This window comes from Paraburkholderia sp. BR10141 (assembly GCF_056155635.1).
Window position 1 is genome coordinate 53,421 of the sequence record NZ_JBMIQH010000010.1, and the last position, 21,010, is coordinate 74,430.

Sequence of the window (21,010 nt, forward strand, 5' to 3'; positions counted from 1 at the left end):
TCGTTCGAGTTCGGTTCGTCAACTGCCACGAGCGTGCAGGCGGATCATCCCGTCGCCGAATGGCTCGTCGCGGCGCTTGAGCGCTTCCTTCAGCCCAACCGCTTCCATATCTGCCTTGAACTGCGCGCGGCGCGGTCCCTGGCTCTGGTGAGCCCGCGAGTCGTTCTCCACGGCGAGCCGCTGAAGCGTGCGCGAACCGGCCAGTTCCAAGCCGATGTTGACGATGCGCTTGTTGGCCGCCAGCAGATCGGCGTCGACGAAAGACAGACGGCGCGCCAGTTCGCCCACCTCCGCCTCGAGTTGCTCCGCCGGCACCGCGTCCATGACGAGGCCGATTTTCGCCGCGTCTCTTCCTGACAGCGAATCTCCGGAAAGCAGCAGACGTTTCGCCCACTGAGGGCCGACGTGATAGAACCACATGTGCGCAGGGGGCGAACCGTTGGCGCGCGTGGCGGGAAAACCGATTCTCGCGTTGTCGGCGGCGATCACCATGTCGCATGCAAGCGCGAGATCCGTTCCGCCTGCAAGACAGTTGCCGTGAACCTGCGCGATGATCGGCTTGTGGATCTCGGCCATCAGATTGACCGTCTCTGCCTGCCGCTCCATCGACCAGCAGTCGTCGTCGAAACTGCGGATCGTGCCACGATACTCACCCGGATCGATGGCTTCCGCCGCCCGGTCCGTATACGTCGTCACGAGGTCGTATCCCGCGCAGAAGTCACGGCCCGCCCCCGAAAGCACGATCACGTTGACCGACTTCAAATCGTCGGCTTCGAGCAGCGCCGCCTTGAGTTCATGCAACAGCGGATTGTTGATGGCATTGCGCTTGTCCGGGCGATTCAGCGTGATGCGTGCAACGCGCTCCGCGACTTCGAACTGTACGCACTCCGTACTTTTTAGCCATTTTGCCATGATCGGTTCTCTCTGAATGAAGCGATTGCCGGTTCAACTACGCAAACTGCTTGCGCAGAATCACCTTGCTGATCTTGCCTGTCGGCAACCTCGGTAGCTCGTCGACGAACGCAATGGCTTTCGGGCACTTGTAGCTCGCGATCAGGTCGCGACAAAATTCGATCAGCTCGGCTTCGCTGGCTTGTTCGCCCCGACGCAAAACGACGATCGCCTTGACACATTCGCCCCACTTCTCATGCGGAACCCCGATCACGGCCACGTCGACGACGGCGGGATGCTGCACCAGTGCGTCCTCGACTTCACGGCTGTAAATGTTCTCCCCGCCCGAAATGATCATGTCCTTCTTGCGGTCGACGAGGAAGATGTAGCCGTCCTTGTCCTGATAGCCCATGTCGCCGGATCGATACCAGCCGTCTCGCAGCGCTTCCACCGTCGCGACGCTGTTATTCCAGTAGCCGCTCAATTGCGTCTGCGAGCGCAGCCATACCTCGCCCGTCCGGCCTTGCGGCAAGTCGTTGCCGTGGTCGTCGACGATGCGTAGTTCGATGCCGGGACACGGGCGCCCGACCGATGCGAGGCGCCGAACCTGTTCCGGCGAGCCGTGCGGCTTGACCTCGTGAGAAGGCAACCAGCATGCGTTGCTCTCGGTCATGCCGTATTGGACCGAAAACACGGGGCCGAGCACCCGAATGCCACGCGAAAGCAGCGGCGCAGGCACGGGTGCCGCCGCGGTGACGATGTTCTCGATGCTCGATACGTCGTAGCTCGACAGTTCCGGCACGTCGAGCACCGCCTGAAGCATGGCGGCCACCATGAACGTGAAGGTGATACGCTCCTCGGCGATCGTTTCCAGCATCTGCTTCGGCTCGAAGCCGCGATGCACGACCGTCGTGCCGCCCATCCAGGCCACAGAATTGACGAAGCCAATGCCGCCGACATGGAACGCCGGCGTGGTTTGCAGCACGCGCGTGTTGCCGGAAAACTCCGTGACGAGCGCGCAACTTTCCGCGGTGACGCACATGGCGTGGTGCGTGCGAACGACGCCCTTGGGACGCCCCGTGGTGCCGCTGGTGTACATCAGGTAAGCGTAGTCTTCCGGGTTCGATCGGATCGGCGGCCCTTCCAGCGGGCCCTCGTCCATCACCGCTTCGAATGAAACGGCCCACTGCGGCGTGTCGCCGATGCAGATGTACTGCTCGATTTCCGGCAATTGCGAACGCAGCTCATCCACGACATCCGCGTACTGCGCCTCGAAGACAAGCGCCTTGGGGGCCGCATCCTTGAGGATATAAAGAATCTCCGCTGGCGCCAGCCGGAAGTTGACGGTTGCCAGAATGAAGCCTGCCCACTCGCATGCGCGGTAACTCTCGTAGTACTCCGCACAATTCATCGCGAGGATCGCAACCCGATCCTGACGCCGCAGGCCGCGCTCATAGAGCGCCCCAGAGAAGCGGCGCGCGCGCTCGGCCAGCTGAGCGTGCGTCAAACGGCGCTCAGCGTACACGAGCGCCGTGTGGTCGGCATGCAAGCGAGCGTTTCGCTCAATCATCTCGCCAAGGGTTCTCATTTCAGTCCCGTCGTTGTTTGTCACTTCGTTCTTTTAGCCTGCGAGCGCCTGCGGATCGGCCAGCACGGTCCCGATGAATGCGGCGAAGCGCGCCGCATCGGCTCCGTTGATCACGCGATGGTCGTAGCTCAGCGAGAGGGGTAACATCTTGCGCCAGCTAATACCGCCACCGCCGTCTTCCGCGGGTGCGGCCGCCAGCCGTGTTTTGGTCACGCCGAGAATCGCCACCTCCGGCGCATTGACGATAGGCGTGAAGCCGGTGCCCCCAAAGCCGCCGAGCGAGCTGATCGAAAAGCAACCGCCAGACATCTCCGCCATCGAAAGGCCCTTTTCGCGCGCCTTCAGGGAAATCGCCGCGAGTTCGGTTGCGAGTTCCTCGACGCTCTTCTTGTCGCAATCACGCAGCACCGGCACGAGCAGTCCAAAGCGGGTGTCGACCGCGACCCCAATGTGGAAATACTTCTTGAGGACGATGTTCTTGCCATCCCCGTCGAGCGAAGCGTTGAATTGCGGAAACTCCTGCAAAGCGCGCACCACCGCCTTGATGAGAAACACGAGCGGTGTGAGCTTCACTGCCGCATTCGCCTCGTTGCGCGCCTTGCGCCAGGTTTCGAGCGATGTGATATCCGCGTCGTCGTGGTGCGTCACATGCGGAATCGTGAGCCAGTTGCGCGACAGGAAGGCGCCTGTGAGTTTCTGGATGCGCGAGACCGGCTTGATCTCCACCTCGCCGAATTCGGCGAAGTCGACCTGCGGCCAGGGCGGCAAATTGGCACACAATGCAGGCGTTACGGGTTCGCCGGGTCCGGCATTCGCATTGGCCTGCGACCGGTTAGCAACGGATTCGACACTCATCGCGGATGCCTCTTCAAACGACCTTTGGGTACTTGACGGCGTGAAGCCGATCAGACGATTTCCGCCAGCAGCGTGCCGACGGGATACACCTCGCCAACCTGTGCGACGATGCGCAGCTTGCCCGACGCCGGCGACTCGACTTCCTGAATCGACTTGTCGCTCTCCAGCGCGTAGAGAATCTGGCCTTCGTTGACGGTCGCGCCGTCTTCGGCCAGCCATTCGGCCAGCGTGCCTTCGTTCATCGAAAAGCCCAGTTTGGGAAGCAGAACTTGTGTGGTCATGACATTGCTCTATTGATGATGAAAATCCTTGGGGTGCGCCGCTCTTATTTCAACGTGGCGCGAACCGCCGCTTCGATATCGGCCACGCCCGGAACGAAGGCGTCCTCAAGCGGCTTGGAGAACGGCACAGGGCAGAATTGCGCGCCCACGCGCTGCACCGGCGCCTTGAGTTCGCGGAAAAGGGCTTCGTAAATGCGCGAAGCGATTTCCGCGCCCACGCCGAACGGCCTGACCGCCTCGTGTACGACGACGGCACGTCCCGTTTTGGCAACCGAAGTCAATATCGTTTCGGTATCCAACGGAGAGACAGTGCGCAAATCGATCACTTCACACGCGATGCCATCTTTCGCGAGCGCCTCCGCGGCAACCATGACCTCTTGCATGCGGCGGCTGTAGCTGATCACCGTCACGTCGGTGCCTGCGCGCACCACGTTTGCCTTGCCAAGCGCAATCGCCACGCCGCGCTCCGGCGCATTGCCCGGATTCCAGTAGGACGGCATGTTCTCGATGAACAGGCACGGGTCGTCGTCGCGGATGCAGGACAGCATCAGGCCATAGGCATCGGCCGGGTTGGAAGGCGCGACGACCTTGATGCCCGCAACGTGCGCGAACCATGCCTCCAGGTAATCGGCATGCTGTCCACCCGTGCCGAACCCCGCGCCCGTCATGGTGCGAATGACGAGCGGCACGTTGGTCTGTCCGCCCGACATGAAGCGCAACTTCGCGGCGTGATTGACGATCATGTCCATCGCGACCGTCGTGAAGTTCATCAGCATGATTTCCGCAACGGGACGCATGCCGACCATCGACGCGCCGATTGCGGCGCCGATGATGGCCTGCTCCGAGATCGGCGTCGAACGCACGCGCGACGTGCCGTATTTCGAAGACAGTCCCTTCGTTACGCCGACAATGCCGCCCTCCTGGCCATCGGCCACGTCTTCACCCAGCACGATCACATTGGCGTCGGCCGCCATTGCGTCGTCGAGCGCGTAGTTGACGGCCTGGATAGTGTTGATGTTCGTGGGTGCCTGGCTCATGCGATCACCTCGTCCTTGAAGATGTCACGGCGAAGCTCCGCAACGTCGGGATATTCGCTCGACAACGTGAATTCGACAGCAGCATCGATCTGCGTCTCGTGATCGGATTCCATCGCGGCCAGTTGCTCTTCGGTTGCGTGCTTCGCTTCGATGAGCCACTGCCGGAAGAGCGGCACGGGATCCCTGGCCACCCAGGCGGCCTTTTCGTGCTTGTCCATGTACGCGTCCGGGTCGCCGAACACGTGCCCCTGAAAGCGGAAGGTATTCGCTTCGATGAGCGTCGGGCCGCCGCCGTTGCGAGCGCGTTCGACCGCCTCGTGTGCCGCCCTGTGCATCGCGATCGGATCGTTGCCGTTGACCGTGACGCCGGGCATCTGATACGCGACGGCACGCTGCGCGATATTCGCCACAGACGTGCCGTAAGCGTATTTCGTGTGCTCGGCGTAGCCGTTGTTCTGGCACACGAAGATCACCGGCAACTTCCAGACGGAAGCCATATTCAGCGACTCATGGAAAGCACCGATATTCGACGCGCCGTCGCCGAAATAAGCCACGGCCACCCGCGGCTCGCCACGAATCTGCGCGGCCAGCGCGAGGCCGTTTGCAATGGGCATGGAACTGCCCACGATGCCCGTCGTCACCATGACGCCGGATGCGGGATGGGTAACGTGCATCGGGCCGCCCTTGCCCTTGCAGGTGCCGGTCACGCGGCCGCCCAGTTCGGCCCACAATTCCTTGAGCGGCACACCCTTGGCGATCATGTCGTGAACGCCACGGTAGATCGTGCAGATGTAGTCGTCGTCGGTGAGGCACACCGACATCGCGGAGGGAATCACCTCCTGGCCGCGCGGCGAGTAGTACGGCATGACCAGCTTGCCGGACTTGATGACGGCACGAAAGCGCTCATCGTTCTGCTTGATGAGTGCCATGCGCCGGTAAATGTCGACCAGGACTTCACTGCTGGGCGGCTGATAGGCGTTCATTCGTATCTCTCCTGTCTCACCAGATTTTTGGCGCGCCGCTTGCATGGAGCGCCGCGATATAACCAAATACGAACGACGCGCCGATACTGCTGCCGGCGCCCGGATAGCAGCGGCCGACAACGGATGCCGTGCAGTTGCCGGTGGCGTACAGGCCGGGAATCTGCGTGCCGTCATCCCTGAGCACGCGAGCGTATTCGTCGGTCACGAGGCCGCCCGCCGTACCTACGTCGCCGGGGTACATGCGCACGGCGTAGAAGGGGCCCTCTTCGATCGGCCCGAGGTTCGGGTTCGGCTTGATGGTCGGGTCGCCATGACAGCGATCGAATGCGCGCGAACCACGCCCGTAGTCTTCGTCGACGCCCGTTTCGCAGAAGCCGTTGAAGCGCTCGATCGTTTTGAGCAGACCAGCGCGGTCGATATGGCATTTCGCGGCCAGTTCTTCGAGCGTATCGGCCTTGATCATGTAGCCGCTGTCGAGCCACTTCTCAGGAATCTGCCCCGGCATGGCGGTGCCCCACGGGTAATACTTGCGCTGCCGGCTGTCCATGACGACCCACGCGGGCACGGCCTTGCCGGTCTCCTTGTGGCGCTGGTACATGCGCTGGCCGATTTCCATGTAGGCGCCCGCTTCGTCGCAGAAGCGTTCGCCATCCTGATCAACCATGATGGAAAACGGCAGCGAGAGGTCGAGGTGATGCATGAACGGCAGCGGTGAACCGTCCGGCGCGCGCGCGCCCTCGGGCAGTTCTTCGTTGGGGCCGAGCGACGTCACGACCCACCACGCCTCCTCCATGCAGTCCACGGCGCCGCCGAGCGCGATGGCGGCTTGCAGGATTTCGCCGGTATCGCCCGGATTCGCGTTCGTCCAAGCCGCCGATGAAGGCTGCGGCTGGTATTTGCGGCGCATTTCCGCGTTGTGCGAAAAGCCGCCGGTGTTGAGCAGCACGCCTTCGCGAGCCTGGATGCGCATTTCGCGGCCGCTGCGGACCGCAACGATGCCGGTCACGCGCCCGTCCTCGACAATGAGTTCGCGCACTGGCGTGTCGGTCCAGATCGGCACGTTCGCACGCAACGCCATCTGCAGCATGCGCCCCTGAATCGCCGCGCCGTTGGCAACCAGCTCTTTGCCCGTGATCTTCTGATACAGCATGCGGCCGCCAAGCTGCATCGCCTTGCGCTTGCCGCCCCACGTGCGCTTCATCAGAAAGAGTTGCGGATATTCGTCCGAATTGGCCGGCATCGAAGGGCCCTTGTAGCGCGACAGACGCGGCGCCCATTCGCCCAGCTCCTTCACGTCGAACAGCTTTGCCAGCAGCGAACGGCCACGCGGCTCGCCACCGGGCAGCGTGTCGTAGTAGTCGGACCAGCCGTCCGCGTACACGAACTGCATACCCTGCTGTTCGAGGAACTCGGCCATCTTCGGTCCGGTGCGCAGATACGCCTCGCGCCGCGCCTCCGATGTGCCCGGGCCTTGATAGGTCACCGCCGCGTCGAAGTACTGACGCGCGCGCTCATACGAGTCGCTCACGCCGTGACGCTTCATCACATGATTGTTCGGCAGCCACCAGACCCCGCCCGAATAACCGGTCGAGCCGCCGACCTTCGGCAGCTTCTCGATGATGAGCGCATCCTTGCCCACCGACTTGCAGGCAAGCGCAGCGCACATCGAACCGCCACCGCTGCCGACCACCACGAAATCGTAGCTAGCGTCCCAGGTCCCCGACATCACTCCTCCTGCGCGATGAATTCGCGCAGCGCGCGATGGAAGTTCGACACCGACGTTTCCTGCAGCGGATTCGTGCGCGAACCCTTGAACCCGCGCGACTTCATGCCCTGCTGCACGTTGGTCATGTTCTGGAAGTCCTGCCACAGGATCAGGCCGAAGTTTTCCTGCGCGTTCTCTTTCCAGTCGTCCACGCCGTAATAGAACTCACGCTTCAACGGCGGCTCCGCACCCGGCGCGAAGCGCTGAAGCGACCAGATGTCGTAGATGCACGAATCGGGGTTGTCGCCGTCCGGCCGCGCACGATAGAACAGCGCGCCATCGGGGTACGGCAGAAACACGAGATTCGGAAACACGTGCCAGTCCGCACCCGCGCGACCGAGCTGCTCGAACGTAATCTCGGGCCAGCCCGCACCTTCTGCGATGGCCGCTTCGCGCTGGAACTCCATCGCCTTCCCCAAGACTTCGAACTGGTTGCCCGACGGCGACATTTCGTGCATCAAACGCTTCGCGGCTTCATAGTCGCGAGCCGTGTTGATCGCCTTGAGCGTTTCTTCCATGACGCGGAAGAAGTTCACGAGACCCTGGCGCACGTCTTCAGGCATGGGCTTGCCAGTGCGCGGCGACGGCGCGCCGATCATGCGCGTGGCCGTCGAGTACCCGAACATGCCGTGGCGGCCGTAGGCGAAGCTGCGCGTTACGTCGTCGCCGGCAACGTCGAGCAACTGCGGATGCGTTGCGGCAACGTGATAGCCTTCGTTGAACGCTTCGAGTGCGACCTTCCAGTTGCACGGCAGGCGAATCGACTTGTACCAGCGGTAGCGCATCTTCTCGAACTCAAAGCAGTTCGTGATCTCCGGCACCGGATCGAGGAATCTTGCGAGCGGTTCGGCGTTCGGATCCATGTTGATGAAAACGAAACCGCCCCACGTGTCCACCAGAACGTCGGTGAGACGCAGATCGCCATCGGCCATTTCCGGGCAGCCTTCCCAGTCTTGCCGGTCGAGCACGCGCGCCACGCTGCCGTCCAGATTCCACTGCCAGCCGTGATAGGCGCAGTGAAACTTCGCGGCCTTGCCGCAACCGTTGGTCAAGCGGCGCCCGCGATGCTGGCAGACGTTGAAAAAGGCCTTGATTTCTTCAGCCGACTTGCGCACGACGATGATCGACTCGCCCGCCACATCGAAAGTCACGTAGTCGCCGACGTTGGGAATCTCCTCCAGGCGGCAGGCAACCTGCCAGACGCGCGGCCACAGGCGCTCGTTCTCCCGCTCGAGAAACTGCTTCGACAGGTAACTGTCCTTCGGGACGAAATCGAGTCTGACCGTGTGCGCACCCGAATCGGGACCTCTGTTACCCATGGATATCTCCTTGATGTGGCCGGCGTAGGCGCCGGTTCCGGCTTTTTATGTCGCGGCCGCTCGTTTTGCAGCCCGGTCGGTAACCAATATGCAACTGTCGGTGCAATTTTCGTGAACGGCGTTCAGATGCTAGGCCTGCGCCCGGATTGCTGTCAATCCGGACGAACGTCAATCGAACTCAATCGAGCGCCGCGGTCAGTGCGGGTACCGCTTCGAACAGATCGGCGGTGAGACCGTAATCGGCCACCTGAAAAATCGGGGCCTCGCTGTCCTTGTTGATTGCGACGATGACTTTCGAGTCCTTCATGCCCGCAAGGTGCTGAATAGCGCCGGAGATGCCGACGGCGATATACAACCGGGGCGCGACGATCTTGCCGGTCTGCCCGACTTGATAGTCGTTCGGCACGAAACCGGCATCGACGGCCGCGCGCGAAGCGCCGACGGCCGCACCAAGCTTGTCCGCGAGCGCATCGAGCAGCTTGAAGTTATCGCCGTTCTGCATGCCGCGACCGCCCGACACGACGATGTTCGCCGCGGAAAGCTCCGGGCGGCTCGACTTCGTGAGTTCCTGACCGACAAAACGGGCCCTATCGAAGGCCTGTGCCGTGGCAATCGCGCGCGCGGGCGCGGTGCCCGAACCGGTGGCCGCCGCATCGAAAGCGGTCGGGCGGATCGTGATGACCTTGATGGCATCGGACGATTGCACCGTTGCGAGTGCATTGCCCGCGTAGATCGGACGCACGAATACATCGGGCGCCCTGATGGCGACGACATCGGAAATCTGCGCGCTGTCGAGCAACGCCGCCACGCGGGGCATGAAGTTCTTGCCCACGGCCGTCGAAGCGGCAATCACATGCGTATAGCCGCTGGCAAGTGAAACAACGAGAAAGGCGAGATTTTCCGGCAGCGCGTGCGCGTACTCGGGTGCGTCCGCCACCAGCACCTCGGCGACGCCGGCAATGCTGGCCGCTTGCTCAACCACGGCCGCGGCGCCGTGGCCCGCCACCAGCACATGAATGTCGCCGCCCGCTGCGCCCGCCGCCGTGACGGCGTTGAGCGTGGCGCGCTGCAGGGTTGCGTTGTCGTGTTCGGCGATTACGAGAATAGTCATGATCAGATCACCTTCGCTTCGTTGCGAAGCTTTTCAATCAGCGCTGCAACATCCGGAACCATTACGCCGCCTTTACGCGCCGGCGGCTCAGTCACTTCGAGAACCTTCAAACGAGGCGCGACGTCAACGTTCAGCGCCTCGGGACTCAGCGTCTCCAGCGGTTTCTTCTTCGCCTTCATGATGTTGGGGAGCGTCACATAGCGCGGGCTATTCAGGCGCAGATCGGTCGTGACCACCGCTGGCAGATCGAGCGCGACACGTTCAAGACCACCGTCGATCTCACGTGTAACGAGCAGTTGCCGCTCGTCTACTTCCGTCTTGAACGCGAATGTCGCTTGCGGCCAGCCGAGCAATGCGGCGAGCTTTTGACCGGTTTGACCAGCGTCGTTGTCGATGGCCTGCTTGCCGAGCAACACCAGCTGCGGGTTTTCCCGCGACGCAACGGCGCTCAGCAGTTTGGCGACTGCGAGAGGCTGCAGGTCGGCATCGCTTTCGACGAGCACTGCGCGATCCGCCCCCATGGCGAGCGCCGTGCGCAACACCTCCTGCGATTGCGCAGTTCCCGCCGATACCACGACGACTTCACTCGCAATACCCGCTTCCTTGAGGCGCACCGCCTCCTCCACCGCGATCTCGTCGAACGGGTTCATGGCCATTTTCACGTTGGCCAGATCGACGCCCGAACCATCGGCTTTCACCCGCGGTTTCACGTTGTAGTCGATCACGCGCTTCACCGCGACCAGTATCTTCAATTTGACGCTCCGAACGCTTTGTTGAACAATGTTCTATATTCTGAACTCATCTTTTTGCGGCTGTCAACGAGAAGAATGAACAAGGCGTCATTCGGCAACGAATTTGGCGCTCTCGTTCACCACCATGGAGGCAACGAATGAAGCTCTATCGATGCGAACGTTTTGAGGGAATTTCAGGCTTGGCGCTACACGAGGAACCCGATCCACCGCAGCCTGGCGCGCATGAGGTGCTGGTGCAGGTCAACGCAAGTTCACTGAATTTTCGCGAGCTGTTGCTGATGAACGGCGCATTTCGCGACTGGATGGCGCCCAACTTCATTCCCGCCTCGGACGGCGCCGGCGTCGTGCTTGCAGTCGGTTCTGGCGTTCGGCGTTTCAAGCCCGGCGACCGGGTGATGGCGAATTTCGCGGAAAACTGGCATGGCGGCGCCCGCCCGCAACACGCGGATATGCTGGGCCGCGGCGCGATAGTCGAAGGCATGCTGCGCGACAAGGCGGTGCTGAACGAGGAGGAACTGGTTAGCGTTCCGGATCATCTCTCCGACGAGGAGGCTGCAACGCTGCCTTGCGCCGCCGTCACCGCATGGAACGCGTTGTGCGGGCATGCGCCCCTTCTGCCGGGCCAGAGCGTCCTCGTGCAAGGGACGGGCGGCGTATCGATTTTCGCGCTGCAGCTTGCGCGTCTGTTCGGCGCTCGCGTGATTGCCACCTCGTCGAGCGATGCGAAGCTCAAACGCCTCGCGCAATTAGGCGCCGACGCCACCATCAACTACCGCGAAACGCCGCAATGGGACGACGCCGTGCTGCGCTTGACCGATGGACTGGGCGTCGACGTCGTCGTCGAGGTGGGAGGCGCGCAAACCTTCGGCAAGTCCGTTGCCGCCACACGGGATGGCGGCCGGATCAGCGTCGTGGGACTGCTAACCGGCGCCCCCTCTGCGGGCGAGGGATTCTTCACGCGCGGCCTGTCGATCGCGCCGATCCGCGTCGGTTCCCGTCAGGATTTCGAGGCGATGAATCGCGCGATCGGGCTGCACAAACTGCGGCCCGTAATCGACTCGGTTTATGACTTTGCACATGTACCGGATGCGCTGCGGCACCTCGAAAGCCAGCAGCATTTCGGCAAGATCGTCATTCGCCACCAGCAAGCAGCCACTGCATGATCGATGGGAGTCAGACTATGAAACTGTTTTCACTGGAAGGGCAGATTGCGCTCGTCACCGGAGCGTCACGCGGCCTCGGCTTCGCCATGGCAAGTGCGTTGGCGTCGGCGGGTGCGACCGTCATTCTTTGCGCGCGATCGCGCGAGAGTCTGGAAACTGCCGCGGAATCGATCAGGAAGACGGGCGGCAGCGTCGACGTGGAACCGTTCGATCTCACGGATCAAGACGCGATCAGAAGCGGCGTACGCAACGTCCTTGCGCGTCATGGACGCATCGACGTCCTGCTCAACAATGCCGGCATTTGCGAATGGAGCGATTTTCTTCAGTCGAACGTTGAAATGTGGCAAAGGACGATGGATACCAACGTCACGGCCGCGTATCTGCTCGCGCAGGAATTCGCTCGTCCCATGATCGAACGCGGGCACGGACGCATCATCAACGTGGGTTCCTACGTTTCGGTGCTCGGCCGGGAGAAGCTCCAGGCATACGTGGCCAGCAAGCACGCGGTCGCCGGGCTCACGAAATCGCTCGGCGCGGAGTTGGGCCGCCACGGCATTCGTTGCAACGGTATCTGTCCCGGCTATTTCCTCACCGATATGGCCGAGCCCGTTACATCGAATCCGCAAATGAAGGAGATCGTCCGCTCGCATATCTCGGTTGGACGCTGGGGGAACCCGGAAGAACTCGGCGGCGTAGCCGTGTTTCTCGCCTCCGAGGCCAGCTCCTACATGAATGGCCAGATGCTGATGGTGGACGGCGGCGTCTCGGAGATCCTGAGCTTCTCGATGTCCGTGGTGTAGGCCTGCCCAGCACCGTCCGCCCCGACGTTTCCTGACTTGCACGCAATTCGGCCGCCATCTTCGCAGATGGCGGCCCGCCACATTCGTTCTGCGGGGAGTGCCGCGTAACGCGGCACATGCGACACGGTCACGACCGCAGGGTCACCTCGGCACTGCGGGCTTCGACCTGCGACGAACCCTTCGCCGCGGCTTTCGCCACTGCCTTGCGGGTGATCCCTTGCAGCAGGAAATGCGACAGCGCCGGGATCAGGATCAGCGCACCGATCATGTTCCACAGGAACATGAACGTAAGCAGGATGCCCATATCGGCCTGAAACTTGATCGGCGAGAACGCCCACGTCACCACCCCCGCGGCCAGTGTCACACCGACCAGCGCCACCACCTTGCCCGTGAACTGCACCGCGTGGCGGTAGGCCACCTTCAGCGACTGCCCTGTGCGCTGGTACGCAAGCTGCACGCTCAGCAGGTACAGCGCGTAGTCCACGCCGATCCCCACCCCCAGCGCAATCACCGGCAGCGTCGCCACCTTCACGCCAATACCCAGCTTGACCATGAGCGCCTCGCACAGCACCGACGTAATGCCGAGCGGAACGACCGCCACCACCACCGCGCGCCAGCTGCGGAACGTGATGAAGCACAGCAAGATCACCGCCGCGTACACCATGAACAGCATCGTGCGGTTCGCCTTCGCGACGACCACGTTCGTCACCGCGTCAATACCCGCCGAGCCCGCCGCCATCAGGAACTGGTGGTCCGCATCACTGTGCGCCTTCGCGAACTCCTCGGCCACCTCCATCACCCGCGAGAGCGTTGCCGCCTTGTGGTCCGTCAGATACGCAATGACCGGCGCCGTACCGCACGTCTGGCTGATCAGGTCCGGATGGTCCAGCAGGATCTGCCAGACCGTCTTGTTGATGATCGACGGCACACGATCGATCGTGTACCACTTCGGATAGCCCTCGTAGAAGCCCGAGGTCATCCAGCGCGTCAGGCCACCCACCGAGGTCGTCGTCTGCACGCCCGGAACGCCGCGCAGTGCGGTCTCGAGGCGGTCCGCCTCCAGCACGAGCGGGAAGTTGTTCGCGTCGCAGGTGCCGTGCGACGACTTGCCGACCACTACGAACAGATCGCTCGACAGCCCGAAGTGCGCGTTGATGTACGCGTTGTCGAGGTTGTAGCGCGAGTTCGGGCGCAGCTCCGGTGCGCCGCTATCCAGGTCGCCGATCTGCAGGTGCTGGCTGATCGACCAGCCGACTGCCGTGAGCGCCGCCGCGCACACGATCGCGCCCACCGCCCAGCGGCGCTCGGTGAACCGGTCCAGCAGGTTCCAGAGCGCACCCGCGGACGACGTGCCGCGTTCGTCGTTCTGCTCGCCACGCACGCTGCGACGTGCCGCCGACGGACTCACACCCACATACGAGAGCAGCACCGGCAGCAGCAGCAGATTCGTGAAGACAAGCACGCCCACGCCCACGCTCGCCGTGAAGGCCAGGTCCTTGATCACCGGAATGTCGATCACCATCAGCACGGCGAAGCCGACGACGTCCGCGAGCAGCGCCGTGAGTCCGGCCAGGAAGAGCCGCCGGAACGTATAGCGCGCAGCCACGTAGCGGTGCGTGCCGCGCCCGATGTCCTGCGTGATGCCGTTCATCTTCTGCGCGCCATGCGACACGCCGATCGCGAACACGAGGAACGGCACCAGCACCGAATACGGATCAAGCACGTAGCCGAGCGTGCTGATGATGCCCAGCTGCCAGACCACGGCGATGAGCGAGCAGGCCACCACCAGCAGCGTGCTGCGATAGCAGCGGGTGTACAGAAAGATCACGGTGAGCGCAATCGCCGCGGCGATACCAAAGTACATCGCCACCTGCTTCAGACCCGCGATCAGGTCTCCGATCAGCCTGGCGAAGCCCACCACGTGCACGCGCACCTCGCCCCGGCCTTCGGTCTTGATGACCTCGTCGATCTGGCGCGAGAGCTTTGCGTAGTCAAGCGCCTTGCCCGTATCGGCGTAGTGGTCCAGCAGCGGCAGCTGGATCATGCTCGAATGCAGGTCGTTGGATACGAGGCTGCCAACGATATTGGCGCGCGCCACGTTCGTACGCAGCTGTGTAATCGCCTGAGTCGAACTGTCGAAGCCGTCCGGCATGACGGGACCGCCCGCGAAGCCCTTCTCGGTCACCACGTTCCAGCGCACGATCGGCATCCACAGCGATTTCACACCCGGGCGATCAACGCCTGGAATCAGGAACAGGGCATCGTTGATGCGACGCAGTGCCGCCAGGTACTTCGGATCGTAGATGTCGCCGGAAGGATTCTCGACGACGATACGCAGCGAGTTGCCGAGTCCCTTCAGGTCCGCCTTGTTGGCAAGATAGTTCTTGATGTACGGATGCGAGAGCGGAATCATCTTCTCGAAACTCGCATTGACATCGAGCCGCGTCGCCTGAAACCCGAGCACCGCGGTGATGATCGCGCAGATGATCATCAGCCAGGGACGCCGGTTGAAGATCAGCCGCTCGAGCGCATTGCCAGAACGCGAATCGAACTGGGCAAGATCCGCCACGACGGGCATCTTGTCGAATTGGGCATTGTTGCCGCCAGCCATGTCTGCTCCCCCTTATTGCGACTTCGCCAATGTGACGCGCGTCAGGCCTGCTGCGCCGGCCAGCACCGCGGTGTCGTCGCGCAGCGCCATGGCGAAGACCCCGCCCGGCTGGCTCGCGCCCAGTGTGTGGAACGTTGCGCCCTGATCGATGCTCTCGAGCAGTTCGCCGGCCTGCGTGGCCAGCAGCAGACGACCATTCGGGAGCTCGGCTGAGGCGAGGATGCTCGCGCCGGTTGGCAGCGTGATCTTGCTCCAGGTGGCGCCGCCATCGGTGGAGCGGTAAGCGTTGCCGAGCAGGCCGTACACGACCATCGCGTTGCCAGCCGCGGCGAGTCCGAAGAGGCTGCCCTTCGACGGCGAGGACATCGCAACGAAGCGCTGCCTGTCGGGGTCGAGTTTGAGCAGCAGCCCCTGCTCGCCCACGATATAGAGCGTCCCGTTAATACGCCGCATCGCATGCAGGTTCAGGGCGTCCGGGTTGTCGACGCGGTCAAACCATGGAACCCAGTTCTTGCCGCCGTCTTCGGTATGGAAAATGATGTTGAACGAACCGATGACCCAGCCCGAGCGCTCGTCGTCGAACCAGACGTCGAGGAAAGGACGTCCGCCCTGGTCGGCCACGAAGCGCTGGGCCTCCTCGCGCGAGGCCTTCAAGTCCGGCGAATCGCCCCGCTGCTGCGCGTAATAGTCGGTCATCAGCTTCGCGGCCTGCTCGCCGTCAAGCTGGCGCGTCCAGGTATTGCCGCCATCGGCCGTGTGGAGCACTTCCCCATCGTGTCCGACCGCCCAGCCCAGCGTCGAGGACTTGAAGGTCACCGCAACAAGATCGGCGCTCACTGGCACGTTCACCTGGCGCCAGTGCGCCGCGTCGTCGTCCGAGACGAGAATGACGCCGCGTGGCCCCACCGCGACCAGTCGCTGGCCGGCCTGGGCAACGGCCATCACGGGTTCGTGTGCAGCGCGTGGGTTGGTGATTGCCGGCGAGTGCATCGGGTCGGCAAACCCCGCATAAACCGCACTGCTCGCGAGGCCTGCTGCCGCCACCAGGGCGAGCCAACGAAACATGGTATTGCGCATTGCGTCTCCTTCACAGTTACTGCCGATCGACTCCGCGAACTGTCCTGGGCTTTATGTAATTTTGGCGTGCAGTGCCGGGTCGAACCGGCACTGCAAGTTTGCTGCGCTTACTGCTTTACCGCCTGCTACCGGATACCGCTTGACTGCATGTGCTCCGGCGTAAAGAAGTCATGCGAAAAGCTGCTATTGAAGAAGACGCCCGGCGATTCGGCCGGATGGCTTCCGAAGATATACACACCGCTATTGAAGTCGTAGAACCAGTTGCCCAGCGAATACGGCACTTTGTAATCGTAGGCAGGCACCGTGGTCTGGAAGCCCCCACGATAGAGCTTGCCCGACTGGTCGTACGCGTCCATCATTCCGCCGCCGCCGTCCTCGTCGAAGTACATCGTCTTCTTGCTGTAGATGTGGCGCGAGCCCGGCTTGAGCGTCAATTCCACAACCCACACCCGGTGCAGTTCCCAACGCACATCGTCGGGATTCACGAAGTGCGGCGTCAGGATCTTGCTCGCAGGCGTCTCGTACTGTTGCTTGTAGTCGTTGTACGGGATGTACATCTCCTTCTTGCCGATCAGCTTCGCATTCCAGCGATCGATCTTCCCGTAGAACAACTGAATGTCGTCCATCGTGATCGCGCCCGAGTAGCCGGGGTTCGGAGTGTCATAGGCCAGGTCTGGCGCGACTCGTACGCGACGCTGACCGGGGTTGTACTCCCACGATTGCTGGTCGTGATCCGCAGTGTCCGTGAAGAACCAGTAAAGCGTGGTATCACCAATCATTCGCGCCGGCGCTACGAAATCATTGTTGATGTACTGCCAGACGGCAGTGCCACCCTTCTTCTTGAATGCATCTTCCTGCTTGAGGTCGAAATACGGGTAGTAAATCGAACTCTTGAATTGCGCCGCGAGGATCGGCGTGCCGCTGGTGTCGACGAGCCACGTCTTTACGTTGTTGCGCTGCGCCGTACCGACGTAGCGCAGTTCCCAGTCCCACATCGCTTCCTGCCCATTGCTTGGCACAGGAAACGGTTTTCCGCCGAATGCATCTGCCACGAACAGACCGTTCTTTTCGAGCTTCGCACTCTGCGCATTCTTTTCCGAGTTCGCCAGATACCAGTCCGGGTACGAGACGGAACGGTGCGTCGGGTAAACATCCATGCGGTACGTCGGGTAGCGCTTGAACAGCTCGAGCGAACTGGCACTCAATTTGTCGGCGTATTGCTGGTAGTTTTGCGCCGTTATCTGCATCGTCGGCTTCTCACCGGCAAACGGATCCGCCCACTTTCCCGAGTCGGGCTTAAAACCCGCCGGCGCCTGCGTAATTCCGCCCGTGTACGCAGGAATCGTCCCGTCCTTGCTGCCGGCAATTTGCGCGCCGAATGGCGTCATCCCGTTCTCGAGCGCGCCAGCCATCGGCGCCATGCAAACAGCCGCTGCAAGTGCGAGCGCCTTCATCAACATCAGGTGCTTCTTCAAAGCCTTCACCATCCCTTTCCTGATTAACTCAGAACCAAAAGCAACAACGCTACTTTCGATACCCAACACCCATGTAGAACTTCGTTGCCGAAGCGTCCTGCCCGGCGGGGCCACGCAGGACGCTACTAATTACCTCACTCCTACATCGGCAGGCAATTAGCGCACACCCGCAGACTGCATGCGTTCCGGTGTGTAGTAGTCGGACGGGAAGCTCACGTTAAAGAGAATCCCCGGCGTCTCGGCAGGGTGACTGCCGAAGATGTAAATGCCGCTATTGAAGTCGTAAAACCAGTTGCCGAGCGAATACGGAACCTTGTAGTCGTAGGCGGGCACCGTCGTCTCGAATCCACCGCGATAGAGCTTGCCCGACTGGTCGTAGGCGTCCATCATCCCGCCACCGCCATCTTCATCCAGGTAGAGCATCTTGCGGCCGTAGACGTGGCGCGCACCCGACTTGAGCTTCAGGTCAACGACCCACACACGGTGAAGCTCCCAGCGTACGTGATCCGGATTGACGAAATGCTGTGTGAGGATCTTGCTCGCCGGCGTTTCATACTGCTGCTTGTAGTCGTTGTACGGGATGTACATCTCCTTCTTGCCCACGAGCTTGGCGTCCCAGCGATCGATCCGTCCATAGAACAACTGGATGTCATCCATCGTGATTGCCCCCGAATACCCGGGGTTCGGCGTATCGTAGGCTAGGTCCGGCGCCACCCGCACACGACGCTGCCCCGGGTTGTATTCCCAGGACTGCTGATCATGATCCGCCGTATCCATGAAGTACCAGAAGAGGGTCGTATCGCCAATCAGGCGCGCCGGTGCCGCGTAGTCGTTGTACACGTAATACCAGTTTGCGAGGCCCGCTTTTTTCCGGAATTCATCCTCCTTCTTGATATCGAAGTACGGGTAATAGAGCGAGCTCTTGAATTGCGCCGCAAGGATCGGCGTACCACTCGAGTCCACCAACCACGTTTTCACGTTATTGCGTTGGAGCGTACCGACGTAACGCAACTCCCAGTCCCACAACGCTTCCTGCCCATTCTTCGGCACCGGAAACGGCTTTCCGCCAAATGCTCCAGATAGGTAAAGGCCGTTCTTTTCAAGCTTCGCGGTTTGAGCGTTCTTGGTGGAGTTCTCCAAATACCAGTCGGGATACGAAACGCTGCGGTGAGTCGGATAGACATCCATCCTGTAAGTCGGATAGCGCTTGAATAATTCGATTTCCGACGCACTTAATTTGTCCGCGTATTGCTCGTAGTTTTGTGCCGTGATCTGGAGAATGGGTTTTTCACCGGGAAACGGATCCGCCCATTTTCCTGAGTCCGGTTTGAATGCGGCCGGAGCCTGCGTGATGCCCCCGGTATAGGCAGGAATTGTCCCGTCCTTGTTTCCTGCGATCTCGGCGCCAAACGGCGTCAATCCGCTATCGGCGGCTAGCGTGTATGGCGAAGCCCAGATTGCCGCAAGAACCGCAAGCGCCTTAAGAAGCTTTGGGAATCTTTTCACAGCTGTCTCCATTATCAAAACGTCGTCTGATACGTGATGCCGAGCCACGACTTGTCGCTGTACGGCGCGCCGAGAGCGGTTGCGGCGCCCGCCGTCGAGTACCCCTTCTTGTTCATGTAATAGGTGTAGGTGATGTCCACCTCGTGCTTGTTGTAGATTGTGAAGTCGAGCCCGACCACGAACGTATTCTGGCCTTGTGCCTCGGCGGCCGGCGAGATAACGGACGAGTAGCCCTTCAGGTTCAGATTGACGAACAGCGGCATCGTCAGGTCGACCCCAGGGAATACCTGATACCACTGCGGGCTCGCACCGATCCCGAGACCGGCCCAGAAGCGCGTCGAGCAGTTATTGAATGCAGAATTGCCCGATGCCGAACACTGGCCGGTGGTGTCATAGCTGGAATTCGCAAAATTTCCCGCATTCGACTGCACGCTCAACAACTGATTGAACGAGAATTCCGCCTGCAGGAACATGTTGTCCCACAACGGCGACTTGCCGAACGACTGCGTAACGTTCAAAAGACCATGCAGCGTACGGCCGGTCGGCGCGTCGTTGACCGTCGTCGTGTTGACTGCATTGAGCGGCATGTTCCAGCGGTATGAGACTTCCCCAGCCACGGCGGCATTGCCGATAGCACTATTGAAGCCCAGACCGATCAGGTTGACGTCGTTGCCGTATTTCGCCGTGACGCCCGGCAGATTGGTGCCCGGGAAGAGTTGCGGCCCAGCGCCCGGCACGAGCACGGCCGCCCAAGGCATCTTCATGGCGAAGTGGCGATACGTCAGTTCGTAGGTGGTTGCCAGCGAATCAACACGCCACTTGCCGTCAAGACCGATATCACCGATCTGACCTTTGGTCGGCGGTACACGCGGAATCGCGAACGTGCCCAGTCCGGGGATCGTCGTGTAACTGGCCACCGGCGGCCCATAGAGAATCGGATCCGCACCGCCGAAATAGGTGCCGCCTTCTGGCAGGCGATCGTGGTTCCACTCGAAGGTGTATTGCGCCCCGAGGGTGATCGTATCCGTAATGTTCGTCGTCACGTCAGCCTGAGCCGTCGGCAACACGATTTCCTTCAGCGATGCGCTCGGGCTCTGCGTCAGCTTCATCAGGTCCAGCGGCGCCTGGCCAATCGCCACCGAGTTGGCGCCGCCCAGCGTAGCAAACGCCGACTGCCCCCAGGTTACCGCCGTACGGCCTAGCTTGACGTTGACAGAATGCCCGCCGAGGTCAAAGGTGTTGAACACGAAGGCATCACGCAACTCGGCGCTCGGTCCCTGGTAATACTTCTTGATGTAGCTTGTGTACTCGTTGTTGGGATAGTTCGGCGGAAATGCAGGATTGCTCGTGTTGTGATTCTTGAACGTCGGGTCGTACCACGCATCCATACTGATGCGGAAGCCCGACGTCTCCTTGTACTTGAAATCGAACTCGCTATAGAGGTTCAGCATCGCCTGGATCGTGCTGAACCTCGGCGTCGACAGATCACCTTCGTCGTAGGTCGGACTGTTCGTGTAGAAGTGATCCGGGTTCTGAAGCCGAATGTCGTAATCCGCACGCACCGTGTTATCCCATTCCATGTCGATGTCCGGGTTCGGCACATCGAAGTGAAATGCATTGGCGTTCGCGCTCCACAACCCGCAAGCCGCCGCGATACAGGTTGCATGCACGCCAAGGCTGATCGCACTTGGCTTCAGGCTCTTCATTTTCATGCGTCTCCTCTTTTCTTTGTCGAACTGCCGCAGAAAAGGCCAAGGCCGTTGGACTGCCGCAGACTTTTAGCTATGAAGCGAAAC

Annotated in this window: 17 protein-coding genes; 2 read left to right on the plus strand and 15 right to left on the minus strand. The window is 61.5% G+C overall.

Features of this window, described 5'->3' with window-relative positions:
* Nucleotides 1-18: 18 nt before the first annotated feature.
* From ACOJB8_RS16025 to ACOJB8_RS16070, 10 genes are all read right to left on the minus strand, one after another.
* Nucleotides 19-912 carry a crotonase/enoyl-CoA hydratase family protein gene (locus tag ACOJB8_RS16025; protein ID WP_368617211.1) on the minus strand — a complete coding sequence of 298 codons (894 nt, stop codon included), beginning with the start codon at nucleotides 910-912 and terminating at the stop codon, nucleotides 19-21.
* 37 nt (nucleotides 913-949) lie between these two features.
* On the minus strand, nucleotides 950-2,479 hold the full coding sequence (locus ACOJB8_RS16030) for a class I adenylate-forming enzyme family protein (protein WP_069268802.1): 1,530 nt from the start codon (nucleotides 2,477-2,479) through the stop codon (nucleotides 950-952).
* A 33-nt stretch (nucleotides 2,480-2,512) separates the two neighbouring features.
* On the minus strand, nucleotides 2,513-3,334 hold the full coding sequence (locus ACOJB8_RS16035) for a 2-oxo acid dehydrogenase subunit E2 (RefSeq protein WP_475013341.1): 822 nt from the start codon (nucleotides 3,332-3,334) through the stop codon (nucleotides 2,513-2,515).
* Between the two features lie 50 nt (nucleotides 3,335-3,384).
* On the minus strand, nucleotides 3,385-3,615 hold the full coding sequence (locus ACOJB8_RS16040) for a biotin/lipoyl-containing protein (protein ID WP_069268804.1): 231 nt from the start codon (nucleotides 3,613-3,615) through the stop codon (nucleotides 3,385-3,387).
* Nucleotides 3,616-3,659: 44 nt separating this feature from the next.
* Nucleotides 3,660-4,652, minus strand: a complete 993-nt coding sequence (locus ACOJB8_RS16045) for an alpha-ketoacid dehydrogenase subunit beta (RefSeq protein ID WP_342947379.1) — start codon at nucleotides 4,650-4,652, stop codon at nucleotides 3,660-3,662.
* On the minus strand, nucleotides 4,649-5,635 hold the full coding sequence (locus ACOJB8_RS16050; RefSeq protein ID WP_368602290.1) for a thiamine pyrophosphate-dependent dehydrogenase E1 component subunit alpha: 987 nt from the start codon (nucleotides 5,633-5,635) through the stop codon (nucleotides 4,649-4,651). The genes ACOJB8_RS16045 and ACOJB8_RS16050 overlap by 4 nt, the downstream gene beginning before the upstream one ends.
* 16 nt (nucleotides 5,636-5,651) lie before the next feature.
* Entirely contained in the window at nucleotides 5,652-7,361 is a 1,710-nt protein-coding gene (locus ACOJB8_RS16055) for an FAD-binding protein (RefSeq protein WP_069268807.1), read from the minus strand.
* Nucleotides 7,361-8,719, minus strand: coding sequence for an aromatic ring-hydroxylating oxygenase subunit alpha (locus ACOJB8_RS16060; protein ID WP_069268808.1), 1,359 nt, complete (start codon nucleotides 8,717-8,719; stop codon nucleotides 7,361-7,363). The genes ACOJB8_RS16055 and ACOJB8_RS16060 overlap by 1 nt, the downstream gene beginning before the upstream one ends.
* Nucleotides 8,720-8,897: 178 nt before the next feature.
* Entirely contained in the window at nucleotides 8,898-9,830 is a 933-nt protein-coding gene (locus ACOJB8_RS16065; RefSeq protein ID WP_475013342.1) for an electron transfer flavoprotein subunit alpha/FixB family protein, read from the minus strand.
* 2 nt (nucleotides 9,831-9,832) lie between these two features.
* Nucleotides 9,833-10,582 carry an electron transfer flavoprotein subunit beta/FixA family protein gene (locus tag ACOJB8_RS16070; RefSeq protein ID WP_069268810.1) on the minus strand — a complete coding sequence of 250 codons (750 nt, stop codon included), beginning with the start codon at nucleotides 10,580-10,582 and terminating at the stop codon, nucleotides 9,833-9,835.
* A gap of 137 nt (nucleotides 10,583-10,719) precedes the next feature.
* Here ACOJB8_RS16070 and ACOJB8_RS16075 point away from each other — a divergent pair, with 137 nt between their 5' ends.
* Together ACOJB8_RS16075 and ACOJB8_RS16080 are read left to right on the plus strand one after the other, a co-directional pair.
* Nucleotides 10,720-11,745, plus strand: a complete 1,026-nt coding sequence (locus tag ACOJB8_RS16075) for a zinc-dependent alcohol dehydrogenase family protein (RefSeq protein ID WP_475013343.1) — start codon at nucleotides 10,720-10,722, stop codon at nucleotides 11,743-11,745.
* A 17-nt stretch (nucleotides 11,746-11,762) separates the two neighbouring features.
* Nucleotides 11,763-12,545 carry an SDR family oxidoreductase gene (locus tag ACOJB8_RS16080; RefSeq protein ID WP_475013344.1) on the plus strand — a complete coding sequence of 261 codons (783 nt, stop codon included), beginning with the start codon at nucleotides 11,763-11,765 and terminating at the stop codon, nucleotides 12,543-12,545.
* Nucleotides 12,546-12,672: 127 nt separating this feature from the next.
* On the opposite strand, the gene ACOJB8_RS16085 is transcribed toward ACOJB8_RS16080, so the two are convergent.
* From ACOJB8_RS16085 to ACOJB8_RS16105, 5 genes are all read right to left on the minus strand, one after another.
* Nucleotides 12,673-15,156, minus strand: a complete 2,484-nt coding sequence (locus ACOJB8_RS16085; protein ID WP_475013345.1) for an efflux RND transporter permease subunit — start codon at nucleotides 15,154-15,156, stop codon at nucleotides 12,673-12,675.
* 12 nt (nucleotides 15,157-15,168) lie between these two features.
* Complete coding sequence (locus ACOJB8_RS16090) at nucleotides 15,169-16,233, minus strand: WD40/YVTN/BNR-like repeat-containing protein (protein WP_475013346.1); 1,065 nt, start codon at nucleotides 16,231-16,233, stop codon at nucleotides 15,169-15,171.
* Between the two features lie 125 nt (nucleotides 16,234-16,358).
* Entirely contained in the window at nucleotides 16,359-17,720 is a 1,362-nt protein-coding gene (locus ACOJB8_RS16095) for a DUF1329 domain-containing protein (protein ID WP_368726912.1), read from the minus strand.
* Between the two features lie 144 nt (nucleotides 17,721-17,864).
* Nucleotides 17,865-19,214, minus strand: a complete 1,350-nt coding sequence (locus ACOJB8_RS16100) for a DUF1329 domain-containing protein (RefSeq protein ID WP_475013347.1) — start codon at nucleotides 19,212-19,214, stop codon at nucleotides 17,865-17,867.
* A 14-nt stretch (nucleotides 19,215-19,228) separates the two neighbouring features.
* The gene (locus ACOJB8_RS16105) at nucleotides 19,229-20,926 is read right to left on the minus strand and encodes a DUF1302 domain-containing protein (protein WP_256094873.1); all 1,698 of its coding nucleotides are present in this window, start codon (nucleotides 20,924-20,926) and stop codon (nucleotides 19,229-19,231) included.
* Between the last annotated feature and the right edge of the window lie 84 nt (nucleotides 20,927-21,010).